The organism is Nonomuraea monospora (genome assembly GCF_039531895.1).
Lineage (GTDB): Bacteria > Actinomycetota > Actinomycetes > Streptosporangiales > Streptosporangiaceae > Nonomuraea > Nonomuraea monospora.
Genome location: NZ_BAAAQX010000003.1, coordinates 382,843 through 398,426 on the forward strand (window position 1 = coordinate 382,843; position 15,584 = coordinate 398,426).

The 15,584-nt window shown below is 69.0% G+C and carries 15 protein-coding genes; 12 read left to right on the forward strand and 3 right to left on the reverse strand.

Translation table 11 applies throughout. The annotated features are described in order from the left end of the window. Nucleotides 1-12 precede the first annotated feature (12 nt). Complete coding sequence (locus tag ABD331_RS08285; RefSeq protein WP_148435098.1) at nt 13-381, forward strand: DUF742 domain-containing protein; 369 nt, start codon at nt 13-15, stop codon at nt 379-381. After that, nucleotides 362-928: a GTP-binding protein gene (locus ABD331_RS08290; RefSeq protein WP_344472241.1), complete on the forward strand. Its 567-nt coding sequence runs from the start codon at nt 362-364 to the stop codon at nt 926-928. Before ABD331_RS08285 ends, ABD331_RS08290 begins: the two co-directional genes overlap by 20 nt. Nucleotides 929-935: 7 nt before the next feature. Here the strand turns inward: ABD331_RS08290 and ABD331_RS08295 are convergent, their stop codons facing one another. Both ABD331_RS08295 and ABD331_RS08300 read right to left on the reverse strand, forming a co-directional pair. Continuing rightward, nucleotides 936-1,892 carry an SIS domain-containing protein gene (locus tag ABD331_RS08295; protein WP_344472243.1) on the reverse strand — a complete coding sequence of 319 codons (957 nt, stop codon included), beginning with the start codon at nt 1,890-1,892 and terminating at the stop codon, nt 936-938. Continuing rightward, nucleotides 1,889-2,779: a hypothetical protein gene (locus ABD331_RS08300; RefSeq protein WP_344472245.1), complete on the reverse strand. Its 891-nt coding sequence runs from the start codon at nt 2,777-2,779 to the stop codon at nt 1,889-1,891. The genes ABD331_RS08295 and ABD331_RS08300 overlap by 4 nt, the downstream gene beginning before the upstream one ends. A gap of 381 nt (nt 2,780-3,160) precedes the next feature. Here ABD331_RS08300 and ABD331_RS08305 point away from each other — a divergent pair, with 381 nt between their 5' ends. The 4 genes from ABD331_RS08305 to ABD331_RS08320 are packed head-to-tail and all read left to right on the forward strand — an operon-like array spanning nt 3,161 to nt 6,969. Next, nucleotides 3,161-4,282: a polyamine ABC transporter substrate-binding protein gene (locus tag ABD331_RS08305; protein ID WP_344472247.1), complete on the forward strand. Its 1,122-nt coding sequence runs from the start codon at nt 3,161-3,163 to the stop codon at nt 4,280-4,282. 12 nt (nt 4,283-4,294) lie between these two features. Next, entirely contained in the window at nt 4,295-5,161 is an 867-nt protein-coding gene (locus tag ABD331_RS08310; protein ID WP_344472249.1) for an ABC transporter permease, read from the forward strand. Further along, nucleotides 5,154-5,933 carry an ABC transporter permease gene (locus ABD331_RS08315; RefSeq protein WP_344472251.1) on the forward strand — a complete coding sequence of 260 codons (780 nt, stop codon included), beginning with the start codon at nt 5,154-5,156 and terminating at the stop codon, nt 5,931-5,933. Before ABD331_RS08310 ends, ABD331_RS08315 begins: the two co-directional genes overlap by 8 nt. Continuing rightward, on the forward strand, nt 5,920-6,969 hold the full coding sequence (locus tag ABD331_RS08320) for an ABC transporter ATP-binding protein (RefSeq protein WP_344472253.1): 1,050 nt from the start codon (nt 5,920-5,922) through the stop codon (nt 6,967-6,969). The genes ABD331_RS08315 and ABD331_RS08320 overlap by 14 nt, the downstream gene beginning before the upstream one ends. Here ABD331_RS08320 and ABD331_RS08325 read toward each other — a convergent pair. Then, nucleotides 6,963-7,568, reverse strand: a complete 606-nt coding sequence (locus tag ABD331_RS08325) for a TetR/AcrR family transcriptional regulator (RefSeq protein ID WP_344472256.1) — start codon at nt 7,566-7,568, stop codon at nt 6,963-6,965. The genes ABD331_RS08320 and ABD331_RS08325 overlap by 7 nt on opposite strands. A 125-nt stretch (nt 7,569-7,693) precedes the next feature. On the opposite strand from ABD331_RS08325, the gene ABD331_RS08330 reads away from it, so the two are divergent. The 6 genes from ABD331_RS08330 to ABD331_RS08355 all read left to right on the forward strand — a co-directional run bounded on the left by ABD331_RS08330 (nt 7,694) and on the right by ABD331_RS08355 (nt 15,414). Next, nucleotides 7,694-8,965: a glycosyltransferase gene (locus tag ABD331_RS08330; RefSeq protein ID WP_344472258.1), complete on the forward strand. Its 1,272-nt coding sequence runs from the start codon at nt 7,694-7,696 to the stop codon at nt 8,963-8,965. A 67-nt stretch (nt 8,966-9,032) separates the two neighbouring features. Continuing rightward, nucleotides 9,033-10,430, forward strand: a complete 1,398-nt coding sequence (locus tag ABD331_RS08335) for an aminobutyraldehyde dehydrogenase (protein WP_344472260.1) — start codon at nt 9,033-9,035, stop codon at nt 10,428-10,430. Between the two features lie 175 nt (nt 10,431-10,605). After that, nucleotides 10,606-14,007: a sensor histidine kinase gene (locus tag ABD331_RS08340; protein WP_344472262.1), complete on the forward strand. Its 3,402-nt coding sequence runs from the start codon at nt 10,606-10,608 to the stop codon at nt 14,005-14,007. Continuing rightward, nucleotides 14,004-14,426 (forward strand): roadblock/LC7 domain-containing protein, encoded by a 423-nt coding sequence (locus tag ABD331_RS08345; protein ID WP_020546551.1) that lies wholly within the window; start codon nt 14,004-14,006, stop codon nt 14,424-14,426. Before ABD331_RS08340 ends, ABD331_RS08345 begins: the two co-directional genes overlap by 4 nt. A gap of 21 nt (nt 14,427-14,447) precedes the next feature. Next, the gene (locus ABD331_RS08350; RefSeq protein WP_225272260.1) at nt 14,448-14,855 is read left to right on the forward strand and encodes a DUF742 domain-containing protein; all 408 of its coding nucleotides are present in this window, start codon (nt 14,448-14,450) and stop codon (nt 14,853-14,855) included. 28 nt (nt 14,856-14,883) lie between these two features. Next, on the forward strand, nt 14,884-15,414 hold the full coding sequence (locus ABD331_RS08355; RefSeq protein ID WP_253749920.1) for a GTP-binding protein: 531 nt from the start codon (nt 14,884-14,886) through the stop codon (nt 15,412-15,414). The last annotated feature ends 170 nt before the right edge of the window (nt 15,415-15,584 follow it).

Below are 15,584 nucleotides of genomic sequence, written 5' to 3' on the forward strand. Positions count from 1 at the left end.
GGGGAGTGGACCATGGCATCGTGGCACAACGGTGAGCAGGAACCCGAACGAAGTTCGCTCGTCCGGATGTACGCCGTCACCGGCGGCCGCACCACCCCGCGCACGGACCTGGCCATGGAGGCGCTGGTGTCGTCGGCGACCTCGGCGCAGCTCGGCACCACGTACGCGCGCGAGTACCGGGCGATCAGCGAGCTGTGCAGGCAGGTGCGCTCGGTGGCGGAGATCTCCGCGCTGCTCAGCGTGCCGCTCGGCGTGGCGCGGGTGCTGGTCGCCGACATGGAGGCCGATGGGCTGGTCAAGGTGTACCAGCCGCAGCTTGAGGCGGGCCTGCCCGACAGGGGCCTGCTCGAAAGGGTGCTGAGTGGACTTCGCAGGCTCTAGCCGGCTCACCTCCACGAAGATCGTCGTGGCGGGCGGCTTCGGCGTGGGGAAGACCACGTTCGTGGGCGCGGTCTCCGAGATCATGCCGCTGACCACCGAGGCGGTGATGACCGACGCCTCACACGGCATCGACGACCTCGGGCACACCCCCGGCAAGACGACCACCACCGTGGCCATGGACTTCGGCCGGCTCTCGCTCGACCAGGACCTGATCCTCTACCTGTTCGGCACGCCGGGGCAGCAGCGGTTCTGGTTCATGTGGGACGACATCGTGCGCGGCGCCATCGGGGCCGTGGTGCTGGTGGACTCGCGGCGGCTGGCCGACAGCTTCCCCGCCGTCGACTACTTCGAGGACTCCAAGATCCCGTTCGTCATCGGGCTGAACGGCTGGGACGGCGAGTTCCCGCACGTCGAGAGCGAGGTGCGGGAGGCGCTGACGCTCTCGGCGCACGTGCCGATCATCCGCACGGACGCGCGTGCGCGGCAGGCCGTCAAGAACACCCTGATCACGCTGGTCGAGCACGCGCTGACGGTGCGGTCCTACTGATCGGCCGTCACGCCGACCACCAGTAGGCGGCCACCAGCTCCGCCACCAGCGTCTCGGTGAGCAGGGCGACGTCCGGGTCCTCGTCGTCGGCGTACCTGATCGAGGCCGTCGCGTCCGGCACCTCGGGGCCCACGGTGATCACCGTGGAGCCGCGCTCGCGTACCCAGTCCATGGCCTGGCCGTCGTAGCGGGAGCCGGGGAACAGCAGCGCGCGGTAGTCGAGCGTCTTGGTCAGGTACACGTCCACGTGCGACCAGTCGCCGCTCTCGCACGCGTCGGCCGCGCGGCGCGGGCCCTCGCGGAACATCAGCGCCGACTGCTCAGCCGACGACAACCGCTCGGCGGGGGCGATCGTGTAGACGCCGTTCGGGCCGTCGAGCAGCTCCATCGCCAGGGGCAGCCACTCGTCCCGGCGGTCCAGCAGATCGGCCGAGGCCTTGGCGGCCCGGTCGAGCAGGGCGGGCAGGTCGCTCGTGCGGCCCGTCAGCCTGGACTCCAGCGCCATCAGGAGGGCCAGCGTGTGCTGGAACGTCCGGCAGGCGACGCCGCCGCGCTCCTCGCCCGCCCGCATGTCCACCACCAGGTCGGCGGCCTCGGCGAGCGGGGAGCCCGGCCGGTTGGTGAGCGCCGCGACGAAGGCGGGGCCGCCGGCGTACCTGGCCGTGGCGTCCAGGGTCTCCCTGCTGGCGCCGGTGGCCGAGATCGGGATGACCAGGGTGCCCTCCGCGTTCGGCAGGCTCGCGGCGGCGGAGGCGTACTCGGCGTGCGCGTTCACCCCGGCGGTGCGCAGGCGCAGGGCGGCGACGCCGGCGGCGTAGCGGGAGCTGCCCATGCCGAGGAACAGCACGCGGTCGATGCGTTCCGGCAGGTCGCGGAAGGGGTCCTCGGCGCGCAGGGCGTCGGCCAGGGCCGACAGGGCGGCCGGCTTGGACTCCAGGTCGGAGAGGTAGAGCTCGGGATTCACGCGTTGTTCTCCTTGCGAGGGTCTGCTCCGTACCAGGTGCGCAGGACGCCCATGGGGGCGTAGCGCCAGCGGGGGAGGTGGCGGGCGGCGTAGATCAGCTCGCGGCACTCCTGCTCCACCTCGAACGGGCGGATCAGCGTCTCGTCCAGCAGATCCGGCCTGTTCCTGGCCGCCAGCCGGTGCTTGTACGCCGTGAGAAGGATCTCACGGGCCTGCCCGGCCCACTCGGCCGCCCGGCCGGGCGGGACGGACCGTCTCTTGATCGCCACCTGGGCGACGTGTTCGAGGCTGGTGGTGAGCTGGGCCACGTCCCTGGCCGCAGGCTGGCAGGAGGCGGCGTCGGCGATCGTAGGGTTGCCGTCGAAGTCGATGACCGCGTAGCCGTCGCGCCACTGGAGGATCTGGCCGACGTGCAGGTCGCCGTGGATCCTGATCAGGGGAGTGGTGATCGGCGTTTCCAGCACCGCCAGCTCCCGGCGCATGGTCCCGGCCTGGCCGGTCAGCCAGTCGTCGCCGGTCAGCTCCAGCGCCTCCGCCAGCGCCCGGTACGCCCTGTCCGCCGCGGGAGCTTCGCCTGTAGTAGGCAGGGTGGACAGGGCGAGGTGCAGGTCGGCGGCGAGGCGGCCGAGCTCCGCGGCGAACGAGGTCGTGCCCGCGACCGCCTCGTCCACGCACCACTCCCACCCGTCCCTGGCCTCGGGCAGGTAGCCGGTGATCAGGGCCAGGAGGTGCTCCCGCCCGTCCAACACGCCTGTCAGAGCGGCGTAAGGGGGCGCTGTGTCGTTGAATCCTGAATCAACGAGGTGCGCGAAGATGTCGGGCGTGGGATGCGGGAGCGGCACGGGCGGGGTGAGCCACTTGACCACCACGCTCTCGCCGACCACCACCGAGTAGTTCGTCTGGTCGACGTGCGATCCGAAATCCCGTTCACCTGGGGCCCCAGTGTGGAGATCTCCAGGACCGTGCGAGAAGGTGGGCAACGGGAGGAAGCGTCGCACGGCGAAGGGCGGCGGCACCTCGTCCGCCAACCGCGCCAGGAGCGCGGCCGTGAGCCCCCGATCTCGCGCGGTGAGGGGCTTCTCACCCAGAGAGATCAAGCGGCGACTTATTGAATCCCAATTCAACACGTGGACCAAACTTCCAGGTAGCAATGTCATCAAAAGTCTTGCTCATGTTGATTTCTGCTGCAACACTCCTGGTCTGGTCCGCTGTGTCCGGTAAGGTCGCGCGACCCCTCAAACAGCCAAATTTCAGAAGGAGTAGCGGCCGTGTCCCGTACCCGGTTCACCCGTCGTCTCCCGGCCGCCGCCGCGGCGGCCGGACTCGCGCTTGCCGTCGCGGCGTGCGGGGGTGGGTCGTCCTCAAGCTCAAGTGAGGCGGCGCCGGCGGCGGCCGAACAGCTCAAGCCCAACGCGGACCTGTCGCAGCAGTCTGTGCAGATCACGGTGTGGGACGGTTACACGCCCAAGGAGCTGCCCCAGAAGGCGATGGAGCAGCTCAAGATCAAGAACGTGCAGATCCAGTTGCACGAGACCAACGAGGTCGCGATGACCAAGCTCACCGCCCCCGGTGACAGCGGCATCGACGTGGCCTTCGTCTCGGGTCAGTACGCCCAGGCGCTCAACGAGCAGGGACTGCTGGAGCCGATCCACCATGAGCTGATCCCCAACCTGGCCAACCTCTACCCCGAGGCCACCCAGCTCTCCTACGACAAGGGCAACAAGTACTCCGTGCCCTACACCTGGGGCACGACCGGCATCTGCTACCGCAGCGACCTGGTGAAGTCCGAGCCGACGAGTTGGAACGATCTCCTGAAGCCCCCGGCGTGGGCCGACAAGAAGGTCACCATGCTCGCCACCGAGCGCTGGCTGGCCCTGCCCGCGCTCAAGTCCCTCGGCTACTCGATCAACACCGACAAGGACGAGGAGCTGGAGAAGGCCAAGGAGCTGCTCGTCGCGCAGAAGCCGCACCTGCTGCGCTACGACGACACCACCTTCGGCGACCGGCTGGTGTCCGGCGAGGCCATCATGGCCGAGGCGTGGGACGGCTGGTGCCCGACCACCGACCCCAAGGGCAACATCAAGTTCGCGGTGCCGAAGGAGGGCAGCGACCTCTGGGTGGACACCATGGTGATCATGAAGTCCTCCAAGAACAAGGAGGCCGCGCACGCCCTGGTCAACTACATCCTCAGCCCCGAGATCCACTCCTGGGCCGCCGAGAACATCAACTACAAGGTGCCCAACAAGGCCGCCATGGAGAAGGTGAAGGTCGCCAAGGGCTCGCTGCTCGGCACCACGCCGGCGGAGCTGCTCGCCGGTGAGGCCGCCATCGACCTCGGTCAGGCGTCGACCAAGTACACCAGGCTCCAGCAGGACGTCACGGCCAGTTAAGCCTTTGTCACTGTGAAGTCCGAGGTCAAGACCCAGCCAGTGTCCCGCTCCCGCGGGCGCTGGCTGGGCGCGTTCGTTTTCCTGTCACCAGGGCTGGCGTACCTGGTCGTGCTCATGCTGGTGCCGCTGGCACTGGTGTTCAGCTACACCGTCTTCCAGCGCGGCCGATTCGGCGGGGTCGTCTACGAGTTCACCACCGAGAACTTCGAGCGATTGTTCGACCCGCTCTACCTCAGTGTGCTGGCCGACTCGCTGAAGATCGCGGCGATCACCACGCTGGCCGCGCTGCTCATCGGCTACCCGACGGCGTACCTCATCGCGCAGCTCCCACGCAGGTGGAAGACGCTGGCGCTGGTCGCCATCGTGCTGCCGTTCTGGACGAACTTCATCATCCGGGTCTACGCCTGGACGATCCTGCTCAGCGGGCCGGGGCTGGTGAACTCGGCGCTGGCCAAGCTGGGGCTGGGGCCGTACGAGCTGCTCTACAACCAGGGCACGATCGTGGCGGGGCTGCTGTACTCGTACCTGCCGCTGATGGTGCTGCCGCTGTACGCCGCCATCGAGAAGCTCGACCCGCAGCTCAGGGAGGCCTCGGCCAACCTGGGCGCGTCGGGCTTCACCACGTTCCGCAAGGTCACGCTGCCGCTGACCGTGCCGGGCGTGCTGACCGGCAGCCTGTTCGTGTTCGTGCCGAGCTTCGGCAACTTCGTCATCCCCGAGATGCTGGGCGGCAACAAGTCGATCATGGTGGGCAACCTGATCAGGAACCAGTTCCTGTCGGCGCGCGACTGGCCCTTCGGCGCCACGCTGTCGCTCGCGCTCATCGCGGTGCTGGTCGTGCTGCTCATCGTGCAAGCCTGGGCGGCCCGCCGTGCGTAGACCGAAGCTGCTGTACGTGCCGTTCTGGCTCACCTACGTCTTCCTGTACCTGCCGATCGCCGTGCTCGTCATCATGTCGTTCAACTCGGGCGAGTCGGCGTACAGCCTCGACGGCTTCAGCCTCAAGTGGTACGGCGTGCTGGCCGAGGACGAGCGGATCCTGGACGGCCTGGTCAACACGCTGATCGTGGCCACCGGCTCCACCGTCATCGCCACCGTGCTCGGCACGATGCTGGCCGTCGGCCTGTCCAGGTACACCAAGTCCAAGGTCATGGACGCGCTCGCGCTGATGCCGGCCGTGCTGCCCGACCTGGTGCTGGCCATCGGCCTGCTGGTCTTCTACGGCACGATCCAGCTCACGCTCGGCCTGTACTCCGTGGTGCTGGCCCACGGCCTGTTCGCCACGGCGTTCGTCGCGGCGGTGGTGCGCACCCGGCTGAGCGGCGCCGACACCTCGCTGGAGGAGGCGTCGCGCGACCTCGGCGCGGGGCCGGTGGCGACCTTCATGAAGGTCACGCTGCCCCAGCTCACGCCGGGCATCGTGGCCGGGGCGCTGCTGGCGTTCACGCTGTCGCTGGACGAGTTCGTGATCGCCTACTTCACGATCGGCAACAACGAGCAGACGCTGCCGATCGTCATCTACTCAATGATCCGTTTCGGGGTCACCCCGAAGATCAACGCGCTGGCGGCGATCCTGCTCCTCGTGAGTTTCACGGCGGTGATCGCCGGGCAGCGCCTGACCAAGATCGGGGAGTCGCGTGCTCAAGATTGACGGGATCTCCCGCAGGTTCGGGGACGTCACCGCGCTGGACAAGGTGTCGCTGGAGATCGGCCAGGGCGAGTTCTTCGCCCTGCTCGGCCCCTCCGGCTGCGGCAAGACCACGCTGCTGCGCATCATCGCCGGCTTCGAGACGCCCGACGCGGGCAAGGTCACGCTCGACGGCGAGGACCTGCTGTCCAGGCCGCCGAACCGGCGGCCGATCAGCCTCATGTTCCAGTCGTACGCGTTGTTCCCGCACCTGACGGTGGCCAAGAACGTGGCCTACGGCCTGGAGCGCGAGAAGCTGCCCCGGCAGGAGATCAAGCAGCGCGTCGGCGAGGTGCTGGAGACGGTCGGGCTGTCCGCGCACGCCTCCCGCAGGCCCGCCCAGCTCTCGGGCGGCCAGCGGCAGCGGGTGGCGCTGGCGCGTTCCATCGTCAAGCGGCCCCGGCTGCTGCTGCTCGACGAGCCGCTGTCGGCCCTGGACAAGAAGGTCCGCGCCGACATGCAGCTCGAACTGAAGCGGCTGCAGAACGAGGTGGGCATCACGTTCGTGGTCGTCACGCACGACCAGGAGGAGGCCATGTCGCTGGCCGACCGCATCGCGGTCTTCGACAGCGGCTCCGTGCGCCAGGTGGACGAGCCCATCTCGCTGTACGAGCGGCCCCGCTCGCCTTTCGTGGCCGACTTCGTCGGCGCCAACAACCTCTTCCGCGGCGAGGCCAGCGGCCTCGACGGGATCAAGAGCGAGCAGTTCGGCATGCTGGCCGGCGCCCCGCTCACCGAGCTGGAGGCCGGCGCGGCGGCGCTGCTCGCGGTGCGGCCCGAGAAGATCGAGCTGGCGGACGGCACCGCGGCCAGGGGCCTGCCCGGCGACGTGCTCGACGTGAGCTTCTACGGCGGCGTCTCGCACATCTCCGTCGAGGTGCCCGGCCATCCCAAGCCGGTGCTCGTGGCCGTGCAGGGTGCCGCCTCCGTGCGTCCCGGCGCCAAGGTCAAGGTGCGCTGGAACGCCGAGGACGCCGTCATCATGGCGGTCGATCAGTGATTCAGGTCGTTGCCCGTGGCCGCGCGGGCGTAGGACAGGATGAGCTCGGCCGCCTCGTCCGGGCCGATCAGGGGGTGCCTGGCCGTGATGCGGTAGCCGTACGCGTCCTCCAGGGCCACCAGGTTGCGCGCGATCGTCAGCGAGCCGGCGCTCAGCCTGAACACGCCCAGCGCGGCCCCGGTGTCCAGGATCGCCTGGTACATCGACACCTGCCGGTCGTAGAGCGAGGTGAGCAGCACCCCGTAGACGCGGATGCGGCCCGCGGCGCCGCCCAGCTCGTTGAGCAGGCGCACGTCCGGGTCGAGCGGCCCGGTGGGCAGGCCCGACCTGATCGTGACCACCAGCTTCTCGACGGGGTCGACGATCGTGGCGAGCTGGCGCAGCCGCTGCTCGTAGAAACGCTCCATGCCCGCGTGCTGCGCCTCGACGAGCAGCTCGCTCAGATCGGGGTAGTGGTAGAGCACGGCGCCCGAGGTCAGGCCCGCCTCCTCGGCGACGTGCGAGAGCTGTACACCGTCGATGCCATGGCGGATGATGGCCCTGCGTGCGGCCTCGATCAGGTCGAGCCGCCGGTCGCTGCGGCTTTTGCGCTGAGCCACCCTCACCACCTTCACTCGTTTGGCTGCTGTTCAGTTAGCCGTGACCATAGTGCCCTTAAGTTGACCTTCACGCTAGATCCGTTTTTGAATTCCTCTTCAAATTGACGAGTTCCCCCGGAGTCGCGATGTCTCTCACGTTCCTGTTCATGCCGGAAAGCGCCTACGGCCCCACCAACAACTCGATCGGCATCGGCGACATTCTGCGCCGCCGCGGCCACCGCGTCGTCTTCGCCGCCGAGGCGTCGTGGAAGGGCAAGCTCGAAGCCCTCGGTTTCGAGGAGGACCTCGTCGACCTGGCCCCGCCGGCCGAGGAGGAGCAGGAGCAGGACCCCGGCCAGTTCTGGAAGGACTTCATCCGCGAGACCGCGCCGGAGTACCGCAAGTCCACGCTGGAGCAGCAGGAGACCGTCACCAAGCCGATCTGGGAGAGCCTGATCGACGGGGTGAAGTACTGCGAGCCGCAGCTCCAGGCCATCATCGAGCGGGTGAACCCCGACGTCATCGTCGAGGACAACGTCATCACGTTCCCCGCGCTGATCACCACGGGCAAGAAGTTCGTCCGCATCGTCTCCTGCCAGCCGCTCGAGATGCGCGGCGAGAACGTCCCGCCGGTCTTCTCCGGCCTGCCCGCCGGCGACCGCTCCGAGTGGGACGCCTTCCGCGCCGAGTACGAGCGCACCCACCGCGAGCTGTGGACCGCCTTCAACGAGTGGTGCGTCGAGCAGGGCACCGCGCCGCTGCCCGACCTCGACTTCATCCACGCGGGCGACCTGAACCTCTACGTCTACCCCGAGATCCTCGACTACACCGCCGAGCGCCCGCTGGGCCCCACCTGGCACCGCCTCGACTCCTCGGTGCGTGAGACCGAGGAGGACTTCACGCTGCCGTTCGAGCGGGGTGAGGGGTCGCTGGTCTACTTCTCGCTCGGCTCGCTCGGCTCCTCCGACGTGGAGCTGATGCAGCGGGTGATCGACGTGCTGGCCACCACCCCGCACCAGTACATCGTCTCCAAGGGCCCGCTGCACGAGGAGATCAAGCTGGCCGACAACATGTGGGGCGCGGAGTTCGTTCCGCAGACTAAGATCATCCCACTGTGTGACTTGGTCATCACCCATGGCGGCAACAACACGACCACCGAGGCGCTGCACTTCGGCAAGCCGATGATCCTGCTGCCGCTGTTCTGGGACCAGTACGACAACGCCCAGAGGGTCGATGAGCTCGGTTACGGTGTCAGGCTCTCGACCTACACCTTCACCGACGAGGAACTCACGGGGGCGGTCGCGAAGCTGCTCGGCGACACCGGGCTGCGGGCGCGTCTCGCCGCCGCGGGCGAGGAGATCCGGCGCCGCGACGGCCTGCGCAAGGCCGCCGACCTGATCGAGCAGCTCGGCCAGTAACACTCGCCACTGATCGAGCAGCTCGGCCAGTAGCACTCAGCACAACCTGAGAGATGAAGTCTTCCTGATGCGTGAACTGATCAACCCCGCCACTGGCCTCGCATGTGCCGAAATTCCGGATACGCCGGTCGAGAAGGTGGCAGCCGTCGTACGGGCCGCGCGGGCCGCGTACGAGGAGTGGTCGCAGACCACCCCCGCCGACCGTCAGCGGCTGCTGCTGCGCGTGGCCGACCTGGTGGAGGCCGACGCCGAGGAGCTGACCAGGCTCGAGGTGGAGGAGACCGGCAAGCCGGCCGCGGTGTTCAGGGACGGCGAGCTGCCGTTCGCCGTCGACAACCTGCGCTTCTTCGCCGGAGCCGCCCGCTCGCTGGACGGCACGGGAGCCGGGGTGTTCAGCCCCGGTTACACCTCGGTCCTGCAGCGCCGCCCCGTCGGGGTGGTGGGGTCGATCGCGCCGTGGAACTTCCCGTTCGTCATGGCCGTCTGGAAGGTCGGCCCGGCCGTGGCCGCGGGCAACGCCGTGGTGATCAAGCCCGCCCCGCAGACGCCGCGCACGACGCTGCGGCTGGCCGAGCTGTTCGCCAAGGCGGGCGCGCCAGAAAACCTCGTGCAGGCGATCACCGGCGGCGCCGAGGCAGGCCAGGCGCTGGTCACCGACCCCGGCGTGGACATGGTGAGCGTCACCGGCTCCACCGAGACCGGCCGCGCCGTGATGAGCGGCGCGGCGGCCACGCTCAAGCGGGTCCACCTCGAACTCGGCGGCAAGGCGCCGGCGCTGGTGTTCGAGGACGCGGACCTGGCGGAGATGGCCCGTGGCGTGGCGATGGGGGCGACGTACAACAGCGGGCAGGACTGCACGGCGGCCACCCGCGTCTACGTCGCCCGCCAGGTCTACGACGAGGCCGTGGAGGCGATGCGGGCAACTCTTGCCGAAATCTCCGTCGGCGACCCCTGGGATCCGGCCACGGACATCGGCCCGCTGATCTCCGCCGCGCACCGCGACCGGGTGCACGGGTTCGTCGAGCGGGCCGGCGGCCGGGTTCTGCACGGCGGCTCCCCAATCGGGGGCTCCGGGTTTTTCTACCCGCCCACGCTTGTGACCGATGTCGCACAGACCAGCGAGATCGTGCAGGGAGAGCTGTTCGGACCGGTCCTGGTAGCGCTCCCATTCGATGGCGAGGACGAAGCGGTGCGCCTGGCCAACGACACTAGATATGGCCTGGCCTCGTCGGTGTGGTCGCGTGACGTGGGGCGCGCCATGCGCATGTCGCATCGGCTCGATGTGGGGGTGACCTGGGTCAACGACCACCTGCCCATCGCCAGCGAAGCGCCGCACGGCGGGGTGAAGGGCAGCGGGTTCGGCAAGGACATGAGCCAGGAAGCGGTGCAGGAGTATTCAGTGACGCGGCACCTGATGATCAAGCATGCGGCGCCGGCCGAGCGGGATTCCTTCCGCCCGGCCTGAAACACGTAAGGCGATATACACCCAAAGTGCCCCTTTGGGTGTGTGTGATGGGATATGTTCGGTTGGCCGATCTGGTACGGGTTGTGTTCCAATTACCCAGCCGGACAGAATCCCATGCGCCCCACGCGTGTCTGATTTTCTTCGAGCACGTACCGGCGAGAGGTTGCGAGACTCAGTGAGGACGAAAGACCCCAGGCACACGAGGTCAGGGGAGTACACAGGCGGACGGTTCCGGCTGGCGAACTGGCGTGTGCGCTCCCGGCTGGTCGCGCTGATCCTCATCCCCACGGTCGTGGGTGTGCTGCTCGCCGGCGTCCAGCTGGCCGACGCCATCGGCACCAGCGCCGAGTACCGCCGGCTCACCCAGGTCGCCGACCTGGTGCAGAACATCGGCGCGCTCAACCACGAGCTCGCCAAGGAGCGCACGCTCACCGCGTGGTACGTCGCCGACCGCCGCAGGGGCGGCCGCTTCGTCCAGCTCAAGACGCAGCGGCAGGCCACCGACGAGGCCAAGAAGGACGTGCTCACCGCGGCCGGCGCCATCGACGCCGCGCACTCCGCCCGCGTCCGCGAGGGCGTCGACAACACCCGCCGCTGGCTGGAGGGCCTCGACAGCCTCCGCGACTCCATGGTCGACGACGTGCCCGCGCGAGCCTCGATCAGCACGTACAGCACGATGATCGAGATCTTCTCCGGCATCCAGGCCGACCTGGGCGACGGCGTCAGCGACGACGCCCTCCAGGGCGACGTCGCGGCGCTCGGCTCGCTCCAGCGCATGAAGGAGGAGGTCTCGCGGCAGCAGATCATCCTCATCGTGTCGCTCCTGCAGCCCAACAGGAAGGTCGACAGCGCCGACTGGTCCGACTTCCTCGGCTCCTGGGACAAGCAGCAGGCCGAGCTGGCCTCCTTCGAGGCCGAGGCCAACCCGACCGATCTGGCCGCCTACCGCAAGGGCGTCAGGGGCCTCCAGGTCGACCTCGCCGACGCCATGCGCCAGCGCGCGCTCGCGCAGGTACGCCAGAGCAACCGGATCAGCGACCTCGACGTCACCTCCAACCGCGACCTCAACGACTGGTTCGAGAGCACGACGGTCACCGTCAACGCCATGCGCAAGGTCGAGGACAACCTGGCCGCGAAGATCGTGACCACCACCACCGACCTGAGCAACAACGAGCAGCGCAGCGCCATCATCTCCGGTGCCCTGATCCTCGTCCTGCTGCTCCTGGTCCTGATCATCACCACCCGCGTGGCCGGTTCGCTGGTCCGGCCGCTGCGCCGGCTGCGCGCCGAGGCGCTCCAGGTCGCCACGACCCGGCTGCCCGACACCGTCCGCGTGCTGCGCGAGTCCGGCGAGGGCGCCCAGGTGCCCGAAGTGCCGTCGATCGGCATCAACACCCGTGACGAGATCGGGGAAGTGGCCCGGGCCTTCGACGAGGTCCACCGCGAGGCGATCCGGCTGGCCGGCGACGAGGCCAAGCTGCGCGCCAACGTCAACTCGATGTTCGTCAACCTCTCCCGCCGCAGCCAGACGCTGGTCGAACGGCAGCTCCAGCTCATCGAAGGCCTGGAGCAAGGTGAAGAGGACGAGCAGCGGCTCGCCAACCTGTTCCGCCTCGACCACCTGGCCACCCGCATGCGCCGCAACAGCGAGAACCTCCTGGTCCTCGCCGGCCAGGAGGCCGCGCGCAAGTGGAGCGAGCCGGTGCCGCTGGTCGACATCGCCCGCGCCTCGCTGTCGGAGGTCGAGAACTACGAGCGGGTCCAGATCCAGATCCCGTCCGGCACCCTCATCGTCGGCCCCGCCGTCACCGACGCCGTCCACCTGCTCGCCGAGCTGATCGAGAACGCCATCTCCTTCTCCCCGCGCGAGAGCAAGGTCACCGTCACCAGCACCCCCGCCGAGGGCGGCGTCATGGTGACGATCAACGACCTGGGCATCGGCATGAGCCAGGAGGAACTGGCCGAGGCCAACTGGCGGCTGGCCAACCCGCCCGTCGTCGACGTGTCCGTCTCGCGGCGCATGGGCCTGTTCGTGGTCGGCCGTCTGGCCCTGCGCCACGGCGTCCGCGTCCAGCTCAGCATGCGTGAGGCCGGCGGCCTCAGCGCCCTGGTGTTCATGCCTGACATGCTCATCAGCAACGGTCAGGGCCTGCCGCAGCAGGGCGGCCAGTACGAGGCGTTCACCTCGTTCGACCCGAGCATGTTCCAGGAGCAGCCGCCGTCCCGCAACGGCTCGCACCCCTCCTTCGACGACATGCCCGGCCAGGTCGTCGACACCCAGTGGCCCGGCTCGCTGCCGGCGCCCGGCACCGGCAACTGGCCGTCGTTCGGCGAGCAGCCCGCCGCCGACCCGCAGCCGTCCGCCTTCGGCGACCAGCCGTCGGTGTTCGGCGACCAGCCGCCCGGCATGTACGGTGACCAGCCGTCGCCCATGTTCGGTGACCAGCAGGCCCCCAAGTTCGGCGACCCGCAATCGCCTGGCTTCGGCGACCCGCAGTCGCCTGGCTTCGGTGGTCCGCAGTCGCCGCCCGGCTTCGGCGACCCCTTCGGGGAGCCGCGGCAGCCGCAGGCCGACGAGCCCCGCTGGCCGTCGTTCGCCGAGGAGCAGCCGCCCGCCGTCCCGCAGCAGCCCGCCGCCTTCGGCGAGCCGCGCTGGCCGTCCTTCACGGAAGACCCGGCCGCGCCTTCTGCGCCGTCCTCGCCCGCTGAGTCGTCGCCGTTCGCCGACAACAGGTGGCCGTCGTTCGCCGAGCAGCCGCCGCCCATGCAGCCCGGCGACGAGCCGCGCTGGCCGTCCTTCGCGACCGAGCCGCCGCCGCAGCAGCCGCAGCAGGACGAGTCGCGCTGGTCGTCGTTCGCCGACCCGCTGCCCCGACGGTCCCTGTTCGAGTCGGAGGATCGGCCCCGGCCGCAGTTCGGCGACAGCTACCGCTCCCCGTTCGCCGAGGAGCCCAAGCCCGTCGACCAGTTCGAGCAGAACGGACACTCCGGCTACAACCCGTTCGGTCCCGGCGAGTACTCCTCCCAGGACATGACCGGGCCGCTCCCCGTGGTGCGCAACTCGCCGCTGGAGGAGCAGAGCGAGGAGTTCCTGCCGATCTTCTCGTCCGTCGGGTCCGACTGGTTCCGCCGTCCGGACCCCGAGATCCTGCAGCAGCACCCCGAGCCCGAGGCCGAGCACGAGACCACCGCCGTGCACCCGGCCGTGCCCGCCGAGCCGCCGCCCGCCGCCCCGACCCTCAGCCCCTCCGGCAAGCCCGCGCTCCCGCAGCGCAAGCCGGGGCAGTCGGGCGTCAGCGCCCCCTCCTGGTCCTCGCCCGCGGACTCCGGCTTCCAGGCCGCGCAGGCGGCCGCGCAGCCGCAGCAGTCCGGCACGACGGCATCGGGCCTGCCCCGCCGCGTGCCCAAGGCGAACCTGGTGCCGGGCACGGCCAGCCTCGCGGAGCCGCTGCCCACGTCGCCGGCGCCGCAGATCTCACCCGAGCGGTTGCGCAGCCGGCTCTCCAGCTTCCAGCAGGGTGTCCGGCAAGGCCGGGCGTTCACGCGCGGAGAAGAGAATCAGCAGGAGGACAAATGAGAGAAATGAGCCAGGGAGCGCGCGGCATCAGCTGGTTGATCACGGACTTCGTGAACAACGTGCCGGGCGTCGCCCATACGGTCGTGGTGTCGTCCGACGGGTTGCCGCTTGCCTACTCTGAGGGCTTCCCCAAAGACCGGGCCGACCAGCTCGCCGCGGTCGCCTCCGGCGTGATCAGCTTGACCCAGGGCGCCGCGCGGGTCTTCGAGGGCGGTATGGTGACGCAAACCGTCATCGAGATGCAGCGTGGGCTCTTGATGATCATGTCGATCAGTGATGGATCCTGCTTGGCGGTCCTGGCTGCTCCCGACTGTGACATGGGTCTGGTCGCGTACCAGATGACCTTGCTGGTCGAGCGGGCGGGTCAGGTACTGACTCCGGCCGTACGCGCTGAGCTGCAAGCGGCCCGCCCCCGATAGCGGGGCGGTGACAGGAGAAGAATGGTGTCAGGTCAGCAGGGTTGGGCTGGTGATAGCACTCCGCCGCATCCGGCGGCTCCCCGTCCGCAGAAGCCGAGCTCCCTGGTACGGCCCTATGCCGTGACCGGGGGGCGCACCGCGCCGCGGATGAAGTTCGCCATGGAGGCACTCGTGTCCTCCGTGACGTCGGAATACCAAGACATTTCCCTACTAAGTCCGGAGTATCAGGCGATCATCAACCTGACCCGGAACGTCCGGTCGGTCGCCGAGATTTCCGCCCTTTTACGCCAGCCTCTGGGTGTGGTCCGGGTGCTCATCGCCGACATGGCGTCGGAGGGCCTGATCCGCGTGCACCAGCCTGCGCTGGACGCGGGAAAGCCGGACCTCAACTTGCTCGAAAGGGTTCTCAGTGGACTTCGCAGGCTCTAGCCCCGGCCTAACCTCGACGAAGATCGTCGTGGCAGGGGGCTTCGGCGTGGGCAAGACGACGTTCGTGGGAGCGGTCTCGGAGATCCTGCCGCTCACCACGGAAGCGGTCATGACGGACGCCTCGGCGCACGTCGACGACGTCTCCCTCACCCCGAACAAGACGACCACGACCGTCGCCATGGACTTCGGCCGGGTCTCGCTCGACCGCGACCTGATCCTGTACCTGTTCGGCACCCCCGGACAGCACCGCTTCTGGTTCATGTGGGACGACCTGGTACGCGGCGCCATCGGCGCGGTCGTCCTCGTCGACACCCGCCGCCTGGCCGACAGCTTCCCCGCCATCGACTACTTCGAAGAGGCGAAACTGCCGTTCGTCATCGGCATCAACGGCTGGGACGGGCACTTCGCACACGCGGAGGACGAACTCAGGGAAGCCCTGTCGATCGGCGACCACATCCCGATCGTCCGCCTCGACGCCCGGCAACGCGAGTCAGTCAAATCCACCCTCATCACCTTGGTGGAACACGCCCTGACCCGCCACATGCACACCCCGGTCTAAGCGCCCATCTGGGTACGGGTGCCGCCTGCGTATTCCCCACCAGGCGGCACCCACCCGCCGCCCGTGCAGGCGGCCGGCCGTTGGGACCCCGCCCCGATCGGGCCTCGCTCCGCTCGGGCGTTCTTCTTTCGGCGCCTATCGGCGCACCCCTGCGCCTTTCGGCGCCCTCG

Bases quoted from the DNA above. Each gene is read 5' to 3' on its own strand.
- ABD331_RS08285 (WP_148435098.1), top strand. From the start codon at position 13: ATGGCATCGTGGCACAACGGTGAGCAGGAACCCGAACGAAGTTCGCTC.
- ABD331_RS08330 (WP_344472258.1), top strand. From the start codon at position 7,694: ATGTCTCTCACGTTCCTGTTCATGCCGGAAAGCGCCTACGGCCCCACC.
- ABD331_RS08335 (WP_344472260.1), top strand. From the start codon at position 9,033: ATGCGTGAACTGATCAACCCCGCCACTGGCCTCGCATGTGCCGAAATT.
- ABD331_RS08345 (WP_020546551.1), top strand. From the start codon at position 14,004: ATGAGAGAAATGAGCCAGGGAGCGCGCGGCATCAGCTGGTTGATCACG.
- ABD331_RS08350 (WP_225272260.1), top strand. From the start codon at position 14,448: ATGGTGTCAGGTCAGCAGGGTTGGGCTGGTGATAGCACTCCGCCGCAT.